General features: G+C 40.8%; 20 protein-coding genes. 17 read left to right on the forward strand and 3 right to left on the reverse strand.

From position 1 onward, the window contains the following. The 15 genes from HY063_14065 to lpxD all read left to right on the forward strand — a co-directional run. Window positions 1-284: HNH endonuclease (locus HY063_14065; GenBank protein MBI3502912.1), on the forward strand; the 284-nt coding region annotated here is incomplete at its 5' end. 118 nt (window positions 285-402) lie between these two features. After that, window positions 403-759: a hypothetical protein gene (locus tag HY063_14070; protein ID MBI3502913.1), complete on the forward strand. Its 357-nt coding sequence runs from the start codon at window positions 403-405 to the stop codon at window positions 757-759. A gap of 95 nt (window positions 760-854) precedes the next feature. Next, window positions 855-1400 carry a bifunctional pyr operon transcriptional regulator/uracil phosphoribosyltransferase PyrR gene (pyrR, locus tag HY063_14075; protein ID MBI3502914.1) on the forward strand — a complete coding sequence of 182 codons (546 nt, stop codon included), beginning with the start codon at window positions 855-857 and terminating at the stop codon, window positions 1398-1400. 87 nt (window positions 1401-1487) lie between these two features. Further along, window positions 1488-2420 (forward strand): aspartate carbamoyltransferase catalytic subunit, encoded by a 933-nt coding sequence (locus HY063_14080; GenBank protein MBI3502915.1) that lies wholly within the window; start codon window positions 1488-1490, stop codon window positions 2418-2420. 96 nt (window positions 2421-2516) lie between these two features. Next, window positions 2517-2879: an STAS domain-containing protein gene (locus HY063_14085; GenBank protein ID MBI3502916.1), complete on the forward strand. Its 363-nt coding sequence runs from the start codon at window positions 2517-2519 to the stop codon at window positions 2877-2879. Between the two features lie 36 nt (window positions 2880-2915). Next, entirely contained in the window at window positions 2916-3680 is a 765-nt protein-coding gene (locus HY063_14090; protein ID MBI3502917.1) for a T9SS type A sorting domain-containing protein, read from the forward strand. Further along, entirely contained in the window at window positions 3680-4597 is a 918-nt protein-coding gene (locus HY063_14095; GenBank protein MBI3502918.1) for a ribonuclease Z, read from the forward strand. The genes HY063_14090 and HY063_14095 overlap by 1 nt, the downstream gene beginning before the upstream one ends. A 71-nt stretch (window positions 4598-4668) precedes the next feature. Then, window positions 4669-5337, forward strand: a complete 669-nt coding sequence (locus HY063_14100; protein ID MBI3502919.1) for a response regulator transcription factor — start codon at window positions 4669-4671, stop codon at window positions 5335-5337. A 108-nt stretch (window positions 5338-5445) separates the two neighbouring features. Further along, window positions 5446-6282 carry a hypothetical protein gene (locus HY063_14105; protein MBI3502920.1) on the forward strand — a complete coding sequence of 279 codons (837 nt, stop codon included), beginning with the start codon at window positions 5446-5448 and terminating at the stop codon, window positions 6280-6282. Window position 6283: 1 nt separating this feature from the next. Next, the gene (locus HY063_14110) at window positions 6284-6610 is read left to right on the forward strand and encodes a hypothetical protein (protein ID MBI3502921.1); all 327 of its coding nucleotides are present in this window, start codon (window positions 6284-6286) and stop codon (window positions 6608-6610) included. Between the two features lie 29 nt (window positions 6611-6639). Further along, window positions 6640-7494 (forward strand): N-acetylglucosamine kinase, encoded by an 855-nt coding sequence (locus HY063_14115; protein ID MBI3502922.1) that lies wholly within the window; start codon window positions 6640-6642, stop codon window positions 7492-7494. A 1-nt stretch (window position 7495) separates the two neighbouring features. After that, entirely contained in the window at window positions 7496-8656 is a 1161-nt protein-coding gene (locus HY063_14120; GenBank protein ID MBI3502923.1) for a GlmU family protein, read from the forward strand. Window positions 8657-8768: 112 nt separating this feature from the next. Then, complete coding sequence (lon, locus tag HY063_14125) at window positions 8769-11258, forward strand: endopeptidase La (GenBank protein MBI3502924.1); 2490 nt, start codon at window positions 8769-8771, stop codon at window positions 11256-11258. Window positions 11259-11354: 96 nt separating this feature from the next. Further along, a complete protein-coding gene (locus HY063_14130; GenBank protein ID MBI3502925.1) occupies window positions 11355-14663 on the forward strand; it encodes a T9SS type A sorting domain-containing protein in 3309 nt (1102 codons plus the stop codon). A gap of 216 nt (window positions 14664-14879) precedes the next feature. Continuing rightward, a complete protein-coding gene (lpxD, locus tag HY063_14135) occupies window positions 14880-15899 on the forward strand; it encodes a UDP-3-O-(3-hydroxymyristoyl)glucosamine N-acyltransferase (protein MBI3502926.1) in 1020 nt (339 codons plus the stop codon). Window positions 15900-16037: 138 nt separating this feature from the next. Here the strand turns inward: lpxD and HY063_14140 are convergent, their stop codons facing one another. Beyond that, a complete protein-coding gene (locus tag HY063_14140; GenBank protein ID MBI3502927.1) occupies window positions 16038-16163 on the reverse strand; it encodes a hypothetical protein in 126 nt (41 codons plus the stop codon). Window positions 16164-16231: 68 nt separating this feature from the next. On the opposite strand from HY063_14140, the gene HY063_14145 reads away from it, so the two are divergent. Further along, window positions 16232-16438 (forward strand): hypothetical protein, encoded by a 207-nt coding sequence (locus HY063_14145; protein MBI3502928.1) that lies wholly within the window; start codon window positions 16232-16234, stop codon window positions 16436-16438. Beyond that, the gene (locus tag HY063_14150; protein ID MBI3502929.1) at window positions 16428-16712 is read left to right on the forward strand and encodes a hypothetical protein; all 285 of its coding nucleotides are present in this window, start codon (window positions 16428-16430) and stop codon (window positions 16710-16712) included. The genes HY063_14145 and HY063_14150 overlap by 11 nt, the downstream gene beginning before the upstream one ends. Window positions 16713-16808: 96 nt before the next feature. On the opposite strand, the gene HY063_14155 is transcribed toward HY063_14150, so the two are convergent. Next, a complete protein-coding gene (locus HY063_14155; protein ID MBI3502930.1) occupies window positions 16809-16952 on the reverse strand; it encodes a T9SS type A sorting domain-containing protein in 144 nt (47 codons plus the stop codon). Between the two features lies 1 nt (window position 16953). Next, complete coding sequence (locus HY063_14160) at window positions 16954-18576, reverse strand: caspase family protein (protein MBI3502931.1); 1623 nt, start codon at window positions 18574-18576, stop codon at window positions 16954-16956. Window positions 18577-19056: the final 480 nt, after the last annotated feature.

Below are 19056 nucleotides of genomic sequence, written 5' to 3' on the forward strand. Positions count from 1 at the left end.
CAACAAAAGACGGTGGCAGTTGGAGCGAAGAAACTAAAAAAGCCGTTTGGAATAAAGGACGGATATATGACGATTCACATTCCGCAGATACTTTTCGTAGAGATAAATGCGGAAAAGGGATTTATTGGAGTGATTACGGTAATAGGAATGATAGCTGGGGATGGGAAATTGACCATATAAATCCTGTTGCAAATGGTGGTGGAGATGAATTAAGTAATCTGCAACCATTACAATGGGAAAATAATGCTAACAAGTCGGATAAACTTAATTGGACTTGTCCTTAATTGAAATAATTTATAAACGGATTGTCAAACTATTAAAAAAGAAAAAACAACGGCAACTAAAAATTCTTCTTCGGCAATACTCGCATTTCTGATTGGCTCTGCACTTGGCGCAGGCGGAATGTATGCAGGCAAAAGTAATCCAACTCTCGGCAATCAATACGCTACCGCAAACAGCAATGGCGGTTTGCTTGTATTTATCAGCGCTGAGCCGGTAAATAAAAATTACGATTTACTTGAAGAAGTAAAGATGAATGATATGTTTGAAATTGCCGAAGCCGGAAAAGATGAAAGCGGCAAAGGAAAATTCTGGAGAAAACTTTGGGATATAGGAACAAATGCTTACCAAAACATTTCTTTCCTTGAACGAATAAATAAATTCTGCATGGAGGCAAGAAATCAATACCCGAATGCCGATGCATTAATCTTTAATACAAATTATAAAAGCGCATCGGTGGTGAAGTTTAAGGAGAACTAATAATTGTATCTCCTCATTTGAATTTTTCTTTTTCAAACCTATCGGATGTTTATTTTCTTCCTGTTTAAAATATCTTTCTATCTTCGCCCCCTGGAATGAAGCAACGCCAGATTCTCGACAGCCGGCAACTCGAACTCACCATCACCCGTCTCTGTTTTCAATTAATAGAAGTTCACAACGATTTTTCAAACACGGTACTTCTCGGCATTCAGCCGCGCGGAATCCATTTGGCGCACCGCATTCACAAAAAACTTTCCGGCATTCTGAAGAAGAAAGATATTAAATGCGGAAACCTCGACATCACTTTTTACCGCGATGATTTCCGCCAGAAAGAACTCATCCCCTCTTCCACCCAAATTAATTTCGACATAGAAAATAAAAATGTGGTGCTGGCAGACGATGTGCTTTACACCGGCAGAACCGTTCGCGCAGCCCTCGATGCCATGCTCGCCCTCGGCAGACCAAGAGATGTGGAACTGGTTGCATTAATAGACAGGCGCCTGAGCCGCAACGTTCCCATTCAGGCAAAATATATAGGAAAAGTTGTTGACTCCATTGCTTCCGAAAAAGTGCTCGTGCACTGGAAAGAAACGGAGGGGAAGGATGAAGTAATTCTTTTAACAGAAAAAGTAAGTGCATAACTTAAATAACAGGAAGAATGGAAGAATGGAAGAATGGAAGAAACCATTATTCCACCCTTCCACCCTTCCATCATTCCATTGTTGTTTATGACTAAACTCTCCACTCCTCACCTGCTCGGCATAAAAGAACTCACCGCATCCGACATTGAATTAATTTTCAAGACAGCCGATAACTTTAAAGATGTAATCAACCGCCCTATTAAAAAAGTTCCTTCGCTCCGCGATATTACCATTGCAAATCTTTTCTTCGAAAGTTCCACGCGCACGCGCGTTTCATTTGAACTTGCCGAAAAACGCCTCTCTGCCGATGTAATTAATTTTTCTTCCTCCGGTTCATCCGTGAAGAAAGGCGAAACGCTGATAGATACGGTGAATAATATTCTGGCAATGAAAGTGGACATGGTGGTGATGCGCCATCCAGCTCCGGGCGCGTGCATGTTCCTCTCAAAAAAAGTGAACGCAAAAATTATTAATGCAGGCGATGGCACGCACGAGCATCCCACGCAGGCATTGCTCGATGCCTATTCCATACGGCAAAAATTCGGAACGGTGAAAGGAAAAAAAGTTGTAATCGTAGGAGATATTCTTCATTCGCGCGTGGCGCTTTCAAATATTTACTGCCTGAAAAAATTAGGAGCCGAAGTAATGGTTTGCGGTCCCACCACGCTTATGCCAAAATATATTTCATCGCTGGGAGTGAAAGTGGAAAATAATCTTCGCAAAGCGCTTGAGTGGTGCGATGTGGCGAATATGCTGCGCATTCAACTCGAACGGCAGGACATAAAATATTTTCCAACGCTCCGCGAATATTCCATGCAGTTCGGATTGAACAGGCAACTCCTCGATTTGTTGAAAAAAGAAATTACCATCATGCACCCGGGACCTATCAACCGCGGTGTTGAAATCACTTCCGATGTGGCGGACAGTAAACAATCCATCATTCTGGAACAGGTGGAAAACGGAGTGGCAATCCGCATGGCAGTGCTCTATCTTCTTGCTTCTCGTCAGGAAGAAAACTGATTTGGTCGAAATTATTTGCCATTCTGTCGAATAAGAATAAAAAACACTTGCATCTTTGAAAATTATTTTCATACATTTGCTAAAAGAACATACCCTATGAGTTTCAAAATTCAAAAGAAAGACAAATTCACGCTCGTAAAAACCAGCGCTGAAAAATTAGACACCACTATCGCTCCCGTATTAAAATCAGAATTAGTGATTCTGAATTCGGACGGTGTTCAGAATATTATCATTGACCTCAGCGCCACGCGCTATTGCGATTCATCGGGGCTCAGCGCCATTCTCGTGGCTAACCGCCTTTGCAAAAATGCAGGGGGCTTGCTCGTAATTACAGGATTGCAGGAACCGGTAAAGAATCTCATCTCCATTTCGCAATTAGATTCTATTCTCAATATTGCCGATACGCTTGAAGAGAGCATTGAAATGCTGAAAGAAAAAGTAACCGGTGACGAAGAATAATAATCAACCATTCTCAATTTATAAAAATATATTACTATGATTAAAAAATTACTCTTACTCCCCATCGCAGTTTTTATTCTCCACCTTTCCGGGTTCAGCCAGGCAGCATGCACGCCTGACCCGCAGTACACAACCAAAGGCGTTTGGCCCGATACAATTGTAAACTTTGACACGGCTTATGTAGGCACTCCTTATTCGCAGTTAATTACCATAATAATTCCAAAAGATACGCAGGCATTTCCTCCGCCTTTTCCCCCGTTAAGCTGGGATTCAACAGTGCTTACCGGTGTAACGGGTTTGCCTTCAAGCATGGTGTATGCCTGCTGGAATAATTCCTCTAAGCCAAACCGCTGTGCATGGCCCGGCAATTCCACAGGATGCGCTAAAATAACCGGCACTCCCACTTCTGCTGAAATCGGAACTTACGCCTTGGTATTTAACACCGATAATTATATAGGAGGAAACACTTCGCCCAACGCGTATGCAATAACCGGGTATAGAATTGTTGTTCTGCCGGCAAGCAGCGTGAATGAGAACACCGGCATTCAGAATTTATTGCAGAACAATCCAAATCCATTCGGTGAAAAATCGGAAATTATTTTTACCGCTGAAGAGAATGGAATTGGCCGGTTCAAAATTTATAACCTGATTGGCACCGTTGTAAAGGAATATACTATTTCTGTAAAAAAAGGAACAAACAAAATTGAATTGGATGGGAAGGACTTTGACAATGGCATATATTTTTATTCCATTGTAAACGGAAGCAACGCGTACACGCGTAAGATGATTGTGAAAAAATAATGCTCTCGTTTGAAGTAACCGTTCTCGGCTCAAGTTCCGCCACACCCACTGCAACAAGACATCCAACCGCTCAAGCGCTAAATGTGCATGAGCGGTTTTTTTTATTGGATTGCGGAGAAGCAACGCAGATTCAACTTCGAAAATTCAAATTTAAAATCCAGCGCATTGACCATATTTTTATTTCACATCTTCATGGCGACCATTATTTAGGTTTGCCCGGGCTTTTGGGAACAATGCATTTGCTCGGCAGAGAAAAAGAATTGCATATTTATTCTCCTCCGGGATTAAAAGAAATCATTGACACCAATCATTACTATTCCAAAACTTTTCTGAATTATAATTTAGAGTTTCATGTCATAGAAGAAAAACATGCTGCGCGGATTTTTGAAGATGATAAACTTACGGTCGAAACAATTCCGATGAATCACCGCGTTCCCTGCTATGGATTTTTATTCCGCGAGAAAGAACATCCGAGAAATATCATTCGCGAAAAAATAGAGGAGTATAAAATTCCTGTTCAGGAAATTCCAAAAATAAAAAGAGGTGAAGATTTTGTTTCTTCAGAGGGAAAACGCATTCCCAATTCCGAACTCACTCTTCCTCCTCCTCCCGTTCGCGCTTATGCTTATTGTTCCGATACCTTATATAATGAATCTTTCATCGGGCAAATTAAAAATGTGAATCTGCTTTATCACGAAGCCACGTTTGCTTCCGACAAGGCTGACCGCGCCATTGAAACGCATCATTGCACTGCCAGGCAGGCAGCCGCCATTGCGCAAAAAGCAAACGCAAAAAAATTAATCATCGGGCATTATTCCGCTCGGTACAAAGAACTTGATGTGCTGCTTAAAGAAGCAAAAGAAGTTTTTGAGAACACGGTTCTCGCCATCGAAGGAGAAACTTACAAGGTGAATTAACACTTGTTGGTAATTCCTTTCTCATGTTTCAATTTTGTTATTACATTTGCATAGAATTATTCTAAATAAGCATGGCAAAGATTAAAATCCTCATAGCAGATAACAGTTTCCTCATCCGCGAAGGTTTTCGTTCCATTATAAATGAGAACAGCGATTTCAAATTAATCGGTGAAGCCGATAAAGCCGAAGTCCTCGCAGAAAAACTTTTGCTCCATCGCCCGAATGTTCTTGTGCTTGATTATGCTTCCTCTTTTTTCTGCATTGACGATATTTCTGTGATTCATCAAAAATTTCCTGAAGTAAATATTCTCGCAGTAACAAATCCGCAGAGCAAAGCCATCATTTCAAAAGCAATTGCGAACGGAATTATCAGCCACCTTCTGAAAGATTGCGGACGCGATGAAATCATTGAAGCGATATATTCTACTGCCAAAGGCGAAAAATTCTTCTGCGGAAAAATTGTGGATGGTGTTTTGAAAGAGAAAGAAGCAAATTCCTCCGAAGGAGTTTCCTGCGATGGCATTAAACTTTCCGCCCGCGAAATTGAAATCATCCAACTTGTTTCGGAAGGATTAAGCAACAAAGAAATTGCCGAGAGATTATTTCTTTCTGTTCACACCGTAACTACGCATCGCAAAAATATCATGAGCAAACTTGGCGTGAACAATACTGCCGGTCTTGTGATGTTTGCCATCAAGCAAAATCTTCTCGGCCCGAATAAATTTCTCTTCGCAAATTAATTCTCCTACCTAATTCTTGGTATTTTTTCTTTTTACTCTGTTTAGGGTATTGTCATGTTTTTTCGCTGTCATACTTTTGCTTCGCGATAACAAAAAATATTTCTTTATATGACGAATCCGAAAAATTACTTTCTACTATTTTTATCTATAGCATCCATCCAAAATATAAAATCGCAGGACAGACAATTTGTAAGAACCTATCAAAGCACAGTTTTACCGAAAGGCGCAATGGATTTGGAAGCATGGAGCACTTTCCGCACAGGCAGAAAATATTTTTACAATGCACTCGATACGCGGCTGGAAATGGAAGTGGGATTAACAAACAAACTTCAGACAGCGCTTTACTTCAACGGAACTCATTCCGCATTTGCGCAAAATAAAGATACGCTCGGTGGAATTGCAGACACTTCCATGAGCGGAGTGTTGCATCAATCCGAATTTTCCATGTCGAGCGAATGGAAATTAAAACTCATGGACCCTTCCACCGACCCGATTGGATTTGCAGTGTACGCTGAACTCACTTTCGGCACGGATGAATTTGAAATTGAAAACAAACTCATCTTCGACAAGCGAACGGAGAAAAATATTTTCGCCTTCAATCTTGTGAATGAATATGAATTCGCCTATGATGTAAAAAAAGGAAAAACTCAACACGAATGGGAAGATGAACCGGAAGTTGATTTGGCTTATATGCACTTGCTGAAAACAAATTTCGGAATCGGACTGGAAGCGGTAAACAAAAATGAAATCGAAGACGAGAAATGGAATTTCTCTGCGGTATTTGCGGGTCCAACATTTTATTATAGCGGTGGAAAACATTTTTTAATTTTGAACGTGCTTCCGCAGTGGGCGAATCTTTACAAAACAGAAGATGCGCCAAACAATCTCGTGCTGAACGCGCATGAAAAATTAGAAGTAAGATTACTGTTAGGATTCAGTTTCTGAAATGAAAATTAAAACCAAAATAATTTTTATCCTGCTCGGCATAACTCTTGCCTGCTGCACCACTCCCCTGCTCGTTCCGAATGAAAACGATGTTTCGCGCGCGCAAACGAAATGGAGCGGAAGTGATTTGGCTTCTCTTCAGAAAGGCCACTCACTATACATGAACAAATGCGGAAGCTGCCATTACCTTCACCGCCCGAATAAATATTCGGAAGAAAAATGGAAAAAGGAAATGCCCGAAATGTCCAACCGTGCAAAACTCACCGGTGAAGAGCAGGAACTTGTTCTGCACTACTTGCTCACCATGCGCGAGGCAAATAGAAACTGACGCTCGCCTATTCTTTTTACTTTTGCCGCATGATTTTGATTGCCGACAGCGGCTCCACAAAAACTGCGTGGAGATTTATTGATGAGGGCGGAAATATTTTTGCTTTCTCCTCGATGGGTTTTAATCCTTTCTTCTGGAAAAGCGCTGCCATTGCGAAGGAGATAAATAAAAAATGTCCGAAGAAAATTAAGTTACAGGTTTCAAATCACAAATCACGAGTTTTCTTTTACGGAGCAGGTTGCTCGAGTAAAAAACGAATCAACATTGTGAAAACTGCGCTCAGGAAAAATTTTCCGCAGGCAAAAATTTTTGTCGAGCATGATTTGCTTGGCTCTGCGCGCGCGGTATGCGGAGATGAAAAAGGAATTGCAACCATTCTCGGCACAGGTTCGAACTCCTGCTATTACGATGGAGAAAAAGTGGTGCGCCAGCGTGGAGGATGGGGATACATCATCAGCGATGAAGGAAGCGGTGCGCACATCGGAAAAAAACTCATGCGGGATTTCATCAATGAAAATCTTCCTGCTGAACTTTCGGAAAAACTTCACATGGAATATAAACTTACAAGAGAAAAAGTGGTTCAGTCGGTTTACAACAAACCGTATCCGAATCGTTTTCTTGCTTCGTTCGGAAAATTCATTCATGAAAATATTCACGAGCCCTATTGCAGCGAACTGGTGAAGAAAAGATTCACGGAGTTTTTTGAAAATCATATTTGCCGCTATGATAATTACAAGGAATTGCCTATGGGTTGCGTTGGTTCGGTTGGATATTATTTTAAAAATATTCTGCAGGAAGTGGCTAATGTGCATAATGTGCGGCTTGGAAAAGTAATAGAAAGTCCGATTGATGAACTTGTAAAGTTTCATTTAAACGAAAAGTAATATGAATTACATTCTCTTCGATTCATTGCGCGAAAATTTTCTCCCCTTCACGCACACACGTCCTGTCTGCGACATTCGCATTGGCATTCTCACCATCCGAGAAAAATGGGAAATGTTTCTCAAAGCAAAAACTTCCACGCTCACGGAATCGTACCTCGAAAAAAAGTTTCCGTTAAAAACCGCAAAGCAGAATATTCTCATCAACGGTTCGGTTTGCCCGAATCTAAAACTTGTAAAAGATATTCTCGCACTCAAACAAGGCGAAGCGTTGTTCAGCGGTGAAACACTGGTGGCGGTAAATTCTTCTTGCGCAGATACGGGTGATTTCAAAACAAAAAAAACCACCACGGCATTCTCTCTCGCCATAAAAAACGTATGGGATATTTTCCAGCGGAACGGAAAAGCCATTGAAGGCGATTTTGAAATTCTCACGAAAGGAAAAAAATCGCAGAAGACTTCTAAAACAAATCAGGTTATCAACGCAAAAAATATTTTCATTGACAAAGGAGCAAAAGTGGAATGCTCATATCTCAATGCAAGCGCGGGTCCGATTTACATAGGGAAAAATGCGGAAGTGATGGAGGGCTGCATGATTCGCGGACCGTTTTCGCTCGGAGAAAATTCTCAACTGAAAATGGGCGCAAAAGTTTATGGTCCCACAACGGTTGGTCCCGAATCAAAAGCCGGAGGTGAAATAAATAACTCGGTGATTTTCGGATTCTCGAACAAAGCGCACGATGGTTTTCTCGGCAACTCGGTGATTGGCGAGTGGTGCAACATTGGTGCGGACAGCAACAACTCCAATCTGAAAAACAATTACACGCCTGTAAAACTCTGGAACTATTCCCTCGAAAAATTTGAAACCACCGGCTTAACTTTCTGCGGGCTTTTCATGGCAGACCACAGCAAATGCGGAATTAATACTATGTTCAACACCGGAACTATTATAGGCGTGAGCGCAAATATTTTCGGATCGGGTTTTCCGCGCAACTTCATTCCTGATTTTTCATGGGGAGGCGCGAGCGGTTTCACAACATATAAACTGAATGATGTATTTGCAACTGCAGAAAGAGTTTTCGAACGCAGGCATAAAAAATTTATCGATGTCGAAAAGGAAATTCTCCAGCGCGTTTTTGAAATGACAGAAAAGTATAGGAAATAGCCGAACAATTATTTTTCATAGCCAAACAGGCGCATAAATAAAATAACTCTGCCACATTGTCGTTGCTGAAATGCTGGCATTATCATTGACTCTGTAAAACAAAAAGACATTTATGAACATATTCGATAAGGAAAATTTAAATCTGAATCCAATCATTGAAGATGATGCTGAATTAATTCCGCTTCTCACAAGCGAGGACGAGGAGCAGATGAACGCGGAAAAATTTCCGGAGGAGATTCCGATTCTTCCGTTGCGCAACACAGTTTTATTTCCCGGAGTTGTAATTCCGATTACAGTTGGAAGAGATAAATCCATCCGCCTGATTAAGGAAGCATACAAAGGCGACAAAACAATCGGAGTGGTTGCGCAGAAAAATGATAAGACCGAAGACCCGCTGCTTGCCGATTTGAACCGAATCGGAACGATTGCTTTTCTTGTGAAAATGTTTCGCATGCCCGATGGAAACACAACCGTTATCATTCAGGGAAAAAGAAGATTCGAACTGAAAGAACTCACGCAAACTGAACCGTGGCTCAAAGCAAAAGTCGGAGAGTTCAAAGAAGAAAAACCCGCGCAAGGCGACAAAGAATTTGAAGCGCTGGTTGGTTCGCTGAAAGATACTTCGCAACAAATCATAAAAAATTCTCCGCAGATTCCTTCGGAAGCCGGCTTCGCGATAAAAAATATTGAAAGCACTTCGTTCCTCATCAATTTTATTTCTTCGAACGCAAATGTTTCCGTAGCAGAAAAACAGGCGCTGCTTGAAGTTCCGAATCTGAAACAGCGCGCCACGCTTTTGCTTGCCCAACTCACGAAAGAACTGCAAATGCTCGAACTGAAAAACCAGATTCAGAGCAAAGTGAAAACAGATATTGACAAGCAGCAGCGCGAATATTTTCTTCAGCAGCAGATGAAAACCATCCAGGAAGAATTAGGAGGAAGTTCATTTGAACAGCAGGTGGTGGAATTAAAAAAGAAAGCCGAAGGAAAAAAATGGAGCAAGGAAGCCGGAGAACTTTTCGACAAGGAAATAAAAAAACTGGAGCGCATGAATCCAAACGCGGCTGAGTTTTCTGTGCAGACAAATTATCTGGAAACGCTTGTTGATTTGCCGTGGAATGATTACACCGAAGATGTTTTTGATTTGAAGAAGGCGCAAAAAATTCTTGACCAGGACCATTACGGAATGGAAAAAATAAAAGAGCGCGTCATTGAATATCTCGCTGTGCTGAAATTAAAAAACGATATGAAGTCGCCCATACTTTGTCTGGTTGGACCTCCCGGAGTTGGAAAAACTTCGCTCGGAAAATCCATCGCGTCCGCGCTCGGAAGAAAATATGTTCGCGTTTCGCTTGGCGGATTGAAAGACGAAGCCGAAGTGCGCGGCCACCGTAGAACGTATATTGGCGCAATGCCCGGAAGAATCATCAAAGGAATTCAGAAAGCAAAATCTTCCAACCCTGTTTTCATGCTCGATGAAATTGATAAAGTGGGAAGCGACTGGCACGGAGACCCTTCTTCTGCCCTGCTTGAGGTGTTAGACCCGGAGCAAAATTCTACGTTCCACGATAACTTTATTGAAGTGGATTATGATTTATCGAAAGTGATGTTCATAGCAACTGCGAACACGCTGCAAACAATTCAGCCCGCGCTGCGCGACAGAATGGAAGTGATTGAAATGACCGGCTATTCTGTGGAAGAAAAAATTGAAATTGCAAAAAAATATTTAATCCCGAAGCAGTTTGAAGAGAATGGAATTGTAAAAGAAAAAACAAAAAAGAAAATAAAAGAAAATGGTTCTGCAATTTCTGCTTCAGTAAAAATTCCGGAGAAAACTTTGGAAAATATTATTGAGAACTACACGCGCGAATCGGGCGTGCGCGAACTCGAAAAGAAAATAGCGAAAGTGGCTCGAACAATCGCAAGAGATTTGGCATTTGAGAAAAAAATTCCAACAACCATCAGCGAAGATGATTTAAACAAAATGCTCGGTCCCGCACATCCGAAAGAACATTACCAGGCGATTGAAACTCCCGGAGTAGTTGTCGGCTTGGCATGGACACCCGTTGGCGGAGATATTCTTTTCATTGAAACAAGTTTGAGTTCAGGAAAAGGAAAACTCACGCTCACCGGAAATTTAGGAGATGTGATGAAAGAGTCGGCCACACTTGCGCTCGAGTATGTAAAATCTCATAGCGAACTTTTGGGAATTCCTTCCATCAACTTCGCTGAAAAAAATGTTCACCTGCATGTGCCGCAAGGCGCAACACCGAAGGATGGACCTTCTGCAGGAATTGCCATGCTCACCGCGGTTGCATCCGCTTTCACCGGACGAAAAGCAAAAAAATATCTGGCAATGACCGGTGAAATTACTTTGCGCGGAAGGGTGCTGCCTATTGGAGGAATCAAAGAAAAAATTCTTGCTGCCAAGCGCGCGGAGATAAAAGAAATTATTCTTCCGGAAGATAACCGCATTGACGTGGAAGAAATAAATAAAGAGTATCTGAAAGGTTTAACCTTCCACTATGTAGATAACATGATGGATGTGCTGAGCATTGCGCTGCCCGAAGTTGCGGGGAAAAGGAAAGAAGCGGTTGCCTGATTGATTCGCTTCAAAAAAGTTTAGTCGAAAACTTCCACCTTTCTATTTCTTTCTTTTCCAAATTACTATATCTTTGTTGTCACTTAAATTTTCTTTATGAAAAAATATTTACTCTTTCTTTTTTTCATCGCCATTTATTTTTCACACGCACAATCAGGACCAAATTTTTTAAACCTGATTAAATCTTCTACTTCCGGAAATTACTGGGAACCGCTTTCTACTTATAAGTTAGCAAATGGCAATTACCTGATAGGAGCAAATAACTGGGCGGGCATGACGGTTCCGGGCGGAGGATTAATCAGCACAAACTCTCTGGGAAATATTGTTTGGTATAAAGCGTATCAGAGTTTCAGCCCGCAATTTATTGAAGAGAATGGAAGCAATATTTTTATATTATATAGTAATACTGGTAAAGGCGGCCCAGGCATCAGTAAACATTCTAATTCTACTGGCAATATTATTTTCTCAAAAACTTTTTCAAACTCTAATCCCAATTTTACCACAGGTATTACTCCGGTGAAATTATTCAAAGAAGGAACAAACAACGCCATGTTTTATTACAGGCAATATACCAGTGGCGGCTGGGCGGGACTTCTAACCAAGTTTGATGCAAACGGGAATTCTGTGTTTTCAAAAAGGATGGATAGTTTGTTCATAACGGATGCGATTCCATATAATGGCGATTATATTTTACTTGCTTTGAAAGACAATACAACATTCAAAAATTATTATTTGATTCGAACAGATGCTAATTTAAATATCATCTGGTCGAAAGAATTTGATTTTACTCAAACTTATTATTTCGGAAATCTCACCAACCAAAACAATGTCATTTATTTTTCTGCCACCGACTATAACAATAACGGGGCGTTGATGGGAGTGGATGGAAGCGGAAATATTGTTTTGAATAAGTCATATTATGCTCCGGCAGTCAATGGTTTTCAACCGGGGCAAATAGTTTATAAATCGAACAAGTTATATCTTTTCTTCTGGATATATTCCAATGGCGGCTACTACTACAGCGGATTAACTACGCTCGATATGAATGGCGTTCCGCAGAAAAACAGGATGCTTCGCTGGGCAACATCTTCTTATTATAATTGGTCAAGCGTGCTTGTAAATTCAGATACTTCTGTTTACCGCGCTGGCATTTTTGAAAGTTCGCCCACTGTTCTCGAAGCGCTTCAGTCGCATTTCAATTTAAATGGCGACCTTGAAACCTGTACGCCCGACAGCATTTCCATTCTTGATTCTTCCTTAACAGTAACCGTTGCAGTTCCCCCTTCTTTCACCGTTACCAATGAAGCGATTGTTTTCACAAATAATCCTCTCATTGCTTTATCAGAAATTCCAAGCATTGAACCTTTAAAAATAAAAGTTGATTCTCTCAGCCGCATTCAGCCCACCTGTTCTTCAACTTGCTCCGGCTCTGAAACAGTTTACTATTCCGGCTATGATTTGAATCCTTCTTTCCTGTGGTCAGTAAATAGCGGAAGCCAGACAACGCAAGGAGCGGTAAATCTTTGCGCGGATGTTTACAGCGTAACAGTCACCGACCAGTTCGGATGCACTGCAACAGGAAGCGATACATTAAAACTCACTCCGCCACCCACACAAGACATTTGCCTTGTAACGGTGGACAGCACTTCAACAAAAAATGTTATTGCCTGGGAAAAGCCAACCCCGCAGGGAGAAATTGATTCCTTCCTTGTGTACCGCGAAATCGGTTTGAACAATTATGTGCACATAGCAAGCGTTCCCTACTCTGCGCTTTCAGAATTTACCGATACAACAAACGGAGTGAACCCGCAAATTCAATCGTACCGCTATAAACTTTCGGTGCGCGATACCTGCGGAACCGAGAGCGTGCTGAGCGCACATCACCGAACCATTCATCTTTCCACTCCCACATTCACTCCTCCGAAAAAGTTTGATTTAATCTGGACAAACGATTACGAAGGATTTTCCTTTTCGCAATATTATATTCTCCGCGATGGAAACAACACCGGCAACTGGGTGGTGATTGATTCAGTTACGTATGGAAATTTATCCTACACCGATATTAATGCGCCAAGTGACAGCGCGCGCTACCTTGTTGAAGCAACTCCCACCATTCCCTGCATCGTCTCCACCAAAAATCCTGTTCCAAACGCTTCCACCATTAAATCTTCCAAGTCGAACACTTCGGAAAAAACTGCGGGTACTCTTTCAGTAACTATTACTTTTACGAATGTTACCTGCAACGGGCAGAACAACGGAACCGCAACCGCCAATGCCAGCGGTGGATTAACTCCCTACTCCTATCTCTGGTCTGCGGGAAATCAAACTACGCAAAGCATCAGCGGGCTTTCTCCGGGAAATTATTCCGTAACCGTTACCGATGCTACTCCTGCTATCAAAACTGCAACGGTTGCTGTTTCACAGCCGGCAGCGATTACAATTTCAACTACTAATTCAGTTTCCATTTGTGCGGGCAATTGCGCCACATTAACTGCAAGCGCATCGGGAGGAAACGGAGGATTCATGTATCAATGGCAGCCCAGCGGAGCAACCACTTCTTCTATTATAGTTTGCTCAACGATTAGTTCAACTTATACTGTAACCGCTATTGACAGCAAAGGATGTTCGGCAATTGCCAAATCGAATATTTTAGTAAACAATCTTCCAGTAATTACTGCGAGCGTGAATCCTTCTTCTACTATTTGCCAGGGTTTTTGCGCCACGCTTAATTCATCGGGTGCATCAACTTATGTTTGGTCTCCTCCTTCTTGTTTAAGCAGTATTACCGGCAATGTAATTATTTCCTGTTGTACAAGTAGTATTACATATACTGTTACAGGAACCGATGCCAACGGATGCTCCAACACTGCAACAGCAAATGTCAATGTGTCTCCGGCAATCTCCGATTCTCTTTATTTCTATGGACCCATTTGCGGAAACAACGATGGTTATGCAACCGCAACGGCAACCGGAGGAACCCTGCCATATACTTATTCGTGGAGCAATGGCGCAACCACTTCGAGCGTTACCGGACTAACCGGAATACCCGGAGGATATTTAGTTATTACTATCTATGATGCAGCGGGCTGCAAGTTTATTGATTCTACATGGACCTATTGCTTCATGGGAATAAATGAAAACAATTCTCTGGATGATATTTCTATTTTCCCAAACCCAACAAACGGAATGTTTACGGTTCAAAGTTCAAAGTTCAAGATTCAGGGCTATAAACTTTACAGTGTAATGGGCGAATGCCTGTATGAAAAAACATTGAACATTGAACAAGAAACATTGAACTGTATTCTCCCTTCAGGGCTGGGGCGTGGAATTTATTTTCTGAAACTCACCACCGAAAATGGAATTACAGTAAGAAAGATTATTAAAGCAAGTTGCTACCTTCAATAATGGTCATTTATATGGATAACATCATGCGAAAAATGCGAATGTATGCGAACACCGCGAACAAAATTCAAATAAAAATTCGCGGTGTTCGCATTTGTTCGCGGCATTTGCATTATTTTATCAATTCCTATCATTCAATAGGTGGCAACTTACATTATTAAAGAATAAGAGAACGCCTGCTTTCCGGTTTTCTGATTATCTTTAGTAAAATTTTATATCATGGAATTCAGCGCGCAGCAACTTGCAGCCCTGCTTGGCGGAAAAGTGGAAGGCAATGCCGGAGTGAAGGTGAACAAACTTTCGAAGATTGAAGAAGGAGAACCCGGCTCGGTTTCTTTTCTCGCCAACCCCAAATACACGCACTACATTTACACCACAAAAGCATCGGTGGTAATCGTGAATAAAGATTTTGCTGCAACTTCTCCCGTTTCGGCAACGCTCATTCGAGTGGAGAGCGCAGAGAATGCTTTCGCCAAACTGCTTGAAACCTATCACCAGGTGAAGACGAACAAAACCGGAATTTCAAAACAATCGTTCATTGCAGAAAGCGCAAAAGTGGGAAGCAATGTGTATGTGGGAGAATTTGCCGTTGTGAGCGAGAATGCAAAGATTGGCAGCAACGTAAAAATATATCCGCAGGTTTTCATTGGCGATAACGCGGTGGTGGGCGATGGCACCACTCTTTTTGCAGGCGTAAAAATTTATTCCGATACGGTGATTGGAAAAAACTGCATCATTCATTCGGGAACTGTTATTGGCAGCGATGGTTTCCGCTTTGCGGTGGAAGCGCAGAAAAAAATTCCGCAAACCGGCAATGTGGTGATTGAAGACGATGTGGAGATTGGCGCCAACTGCGCCATTGACCGCGCCACACTGGGCTCCACCATTTTGCGCAAGGGAGTGAAGTTCGATAACCTCATTCACATTGCGCATAATGTGGAAGTGGGCGCCAACACCTACATTGCCGCCAACTGCGTGGTGGCGGGCTCCACCAAAATAGGAAGCAACTGCCTCTTCAGCGGGCAGGTGGGAGTGATAGGACACCTGAGCATTGCCGACAACACCACTCTTGCCGCGCAAACCGGAATTTCAAAAAGCATTGCCAAGCCGGGCGGTGCGTATCTGGGTTCACCGGCTTTTGAAATAAACAAGTACCGCAAAGCATATATTCATTTCCGCAACCTCGAAACCATTGTGGAGCGGCTGGAGAAATTAGAGAAGGAGAAAGTGAGAGAGTGAGCGCTTTCTCACTTTCCTTTTATTTATCGGTGATTACTAATTTACCTGTTGCCGGACTCACCCCTCTTTCCCCTCTCTACTTGGTAGAGAGGGGATGAAAGGGGAGAGTTATTTGTCCCGCCTTGCGGGATGGCGCTTTTAGCGCTCATCGGTGATTACTAATTTGTCTATTGCAATGGTTTTGTTTTCTTCTGTCAGCCGAACGAAATACAGTCCGCTTGCGAGATTATCCCTACTAATTACGAATGAGAACGAATTACGAATTGCGAATTGTTTTACTTGCTGCCCGAAAGAATAAACTCCTTATCTTTGACACATCAATAATAAATATTATGAAAACAGTAATTTTAAATCTTCCCGAAAAAAATGAAAAATGGTTTGAAACCCTATTCAACCAGTTTCACATTAAGCATAAAATTTTGACTGAAGAAGCCAAAGAAGATTTGATCCTTGCTAAATTAATTGATGAAGCAATGAATGAAAAAGGCGAGGTCAAAAAGGATAAAGTATTTCAATTTGTGAAAAAACATGCAGAGTAGGTTTAAGCCCAAGTTCTGGAAGGACATTAATCGGGTGAAGAATGACAGGGAAATAATGTCTGCGCTTTATAAAATTTTTACGAATGTGGAAAATGCAGAAAGCGCAGATGAAATAAACAACATTAAGGAGTTAGAAAAATTTGATGCGCGATACAGAATAAAATTATCGCTTGACAAGAAAAGAGATTACAGAATAGGATTATATGTTCATGGCAAAACCGTTTGGTTTGCAAGATTCCTGCACAGAAATAAAATTTATGATGAGAACTGGTAGGCAGTTTTCATTCATCGGTGATTACTAATTTGTCTGTTGCCGGACTCACCCCTCTTTCCCCTCTCTACTTGGTAGAGAGGGGATGAAAGGGGAGAGTTATTTATCGGTGATTACTAATTTGTCTATTGCCATGGTTTTATTTTCTTCTGTCAGCCGAACGAAATACAGTCCGCTTGCGAGATTGTCACGGGAGAAAGTAACTGTCTGGGCTACTGTCTGCTGGCACGATGATAGAAAAATATTATTTTTTTATAAAAAGAAATTGTCCGCCTTCATCGCCTGTATTTTTAAGAGGATCTAAATGCGGGGTTTGGTCAGAATTGTTTACGACAGGAACTTTGAGGTTATCATATAACTGACCTATATCGTAATATTTATTTGTATTGTTCTCCAAATTTTTCAGAAGATAGTATGCAAAAACAGAATGACCATCTTTACCACCATCCATTACTGGTTCAATTCCTCCTGATGTTAATGCTTGCCGTGAGTATAAATTGTAAACTTTGGTATAATATTTTTCCGAATCCTCGAATGGAACTGTGATTGTGTTTCCTCTGAAAATATCTCCACTGAAGCAGGCATCAGAAATGAGCAAAGTATGTTTTGTTTTGATTGATGCTAAAAATGTTTGTATATCATTGTTTGAAATTAAATCCGAGGCGGCTTCTGTTTTTGCATCAATGGGAACCCAATATCCCTTGTTCATTGTTTTCTTGAAATCACCATGACCAGAAAAATAAATGAGTAGATTGTCATTTTCTGTTAAGGTGTTCACTAGGTTTTCAAAATCATTCATAATTGCTGTGCGGGTTGCCTGCTCGTCATAAAGAGTATAAAATTTATCTGTCTTGTATTTTTCACGCAAGGTTTTTTCAATCGCCTTTGCATCGTTCACGGCAGTGTTTAATGTATGCCATTGCCCTGTATATTTATCAATGCCGATGATGAGTGCGTAATAATTTCCGCTTGTAACTTTCACTTCTTTTGCTTTTGAAACATTAAGTCCTTTGAGAGGGTCACCGCTTCCGCGTGTAGTATTTTCTTCTGTCTTTTCCGCTTCTATTATAGAGTTTTGCTGTGGTGTTTCCTGAATTGTTGGAATAGTGTTGACTTCTGACATCGTACTATTGTAAATCGTATTTAATGTAAGAGTTTTTGACTTACATTTTTGAATATAAATTTGACCTTGTTTCATTATTGCTTTATCCACATTGTCATTATTATTTTTTGCGATAGATGGATCGAACACCCAATAATTAAAAGTTCCTGTTCCTAATTCATAAAAACATTGTGTTTCATTTGGTAATAATGTAAGTTTTTGACCACCATACCAACCACCCGTTGAGGTAATGATGGATACCTCTTTTGAGAGTTTGTTTGTGAAACAAAAATTTCCAAAATTCGTTGTTGCGCATTTTTCCCCAGCAATATCTGTAATTGTTATATTCTGTTTTGTTAATTCGGAAGAAGTAAAAATAAAATTACCTTCTGAAATATTTGAACCGCCAATTACTGATAATGTAAGGGTTTTAGATTTACATTGGTCAACATAAATTTGACCTTGTTTTATTATTGCTTTATCCACATTATCATTATTATTTTTTGCGATAGATGGATCGAACACCCAATAATTAAAAGTTCCTGTTTCTAATTCATAAAAACATTGTGTTTCATTTGGCAATAATGTAAGTTCTTGACCACCATACCAACCGCCCGTAGAAATAATGATGGATACCTCTTTTGAGAGTTTGTTTGTGAAACAAAAATGTCCGAAGTTATTCTGTGCACAATCATTTTGCGCAAAAGAAATATTGTAAGAGTAAATGCAAATCAAATTAACAAAGATTAATAATTTTGTTTTCATTTTTTATTTAATAATAGACAATATAAACTGTCCAAAGATAACTGTTTTTGTATTTGACGGTTGTAGTTAACTCGTTATACCTGCCGGCAGGTCCGCCACAAACATACGCATATCCTGGCAATCTCCTGCGCATAAGCGCATGTTTTAGGTTTCTGAAAAAATACAATTTCACGTGCTGAAATTTTTTACGATAGTAAGAAGGTTTTCTACTTCCTATGGTTTTCTATTTTACTATTGCCGCGTTTTAGAAACGATACCAGACAAAACAGAGTTTCAGAATGAAAACGAATAGTGGAGGCAGGCAACAATGGGTTTTTCTCCCTTCGTATGCAGCAATAGAATGAGAGAGATAAAAGATAGAATGAATGCATTGAGAAACACATTCAGTACATTAAAAGATAGAATGAATACATTGAGAGATACATTTAGTACACAAAAAGACATAATGAATACATTGAGAGATACATTTAGTACACAAAA

The sequence above is a fragment of the Bacteroidota bacterium genome (assembly GCA_016195025.1).
In the GTDB taxonomy this organism is placed as follows: Bacteria; Bacteroidota; Bacteroidia; order Palsa-948; family Palsa-948; genus Palsa-948.

Excerpts from the sequence above, each read along its gene's own strand:
- HY063_14160 (MBI3502931.1), bottom strand. The coding sequence starts at position 18,576 with ATGAAAACAAAATTATTAATCTTTGTTAATTTGATTTGCATTTACTCT.
- lpxD (MBI3502926.1), top strand. The coding sequence starts at position 14,880 with ATGGAATTCAGCGCGCAGCAACTTGCAGCCCTGCTTGGCGGAAAAGTG.
- HY063_14100 (MBI3502919.1), top strand. The coding sequence starts at position 4,669 with ATGGCAAAGATTAAAATCCTCATAGCAGATAACAGTTTCCTCATCCGC.
- HY063_14105 (MBI3502920.1), top strand. The coding sequence starts at position 5,446 with ATGACGAATCCGAAAAATTACTTTCTACTATTTTTATCTATAGCATCC.
- HY063_14085 (MBI3502916.1), top strand. The coding sequence starts at position 2,517 with ATGAGTTTCAAAATTCAAAAGAAAGACAAATTCACGCTCGTAAAAACC.
- HY063_14070 (MBI3502913.1), top strand. The coding sequence starts at position 403 with ATGTATGCAGGCAAAAGTAATCCAACTCTCGGCAATCAATACGCTACC.
- HY063_14095 (MBI3502918.1), top strand. The coding sequence starts at position 3,680 with ATGCTCTCGTTTGAAGTAACCGTTCTCGGCTCAAGTTCCGCCACACCC.
- HY063_14090 (MBI3502917.1), top strand. The coding sequence starts at position 2,916 with ATGATTAAAAAATTACTCTTACTCCCCATCGCAGTTTTTATTCTCCAC.
- HY063_14150 (MBI3502929.1), top strand. The coding sequence starts at position 16,428 with ATGCAGAGTAGGTTTAAGCCCAAGTTCTGGAAGGACATTAATCGGGTG.
- HY063_14080 (MBI3502915.1), top strand. The coding sequence starts at position 1,488 with ATGACTAAACTCTCCACTCCTCACCTGCTCGGCATAAAAGAACTCACC.
- HY063_14130 (MBI3502925.1), top strand. The coding sequence starts at position 11,355 with ATGAAAAAATATTTACTCTTTCTTTTTTTCATCGCCATTTATTTTTCA.
- HY063_14120 (MBI3502923.1), top strand. The coding sequence starts at position 7,496 with ATGAATTACATTCTCTTCGATTCATTGCGCGAAAATTTTCTCCCCTTC.
- HY063_14115 (MBI3502922.1), top strand. The coding sequence starts at position 6,640 with ATGATTTTGATTGCCGACAGCGGCTCCACAAAAACTGCGTGGAGATTT.
- lon (MBI3502924.1), top strand. The coding sequence starts at position 8,769 with ATGAACATATTCGATAAGGAAAATTTAAATCTGAATCCAATCATTGAA.
- pyrR (MBI3502914.1), top strand. The coding sequence starts at position 855 with ATGAAGCAACGCCAGATTCTCGACAGCCGGCAACTCGAACTCACCATC.
- HY063_14110 (MBI3502921.1), top strand. The coding sequence starts at position 6,284 with ATGAAAATTAAAACCAAAATAATTTTTATCCTGCTCGGCATAACTCTT.
- HY063_14145 (MBI3502928.1), top strand. The coding sequence starts at position 16,232 with ATGAAAACAGTAATTTTAAATCTTCCCGAAAAAAATGAAAAATGGTTT.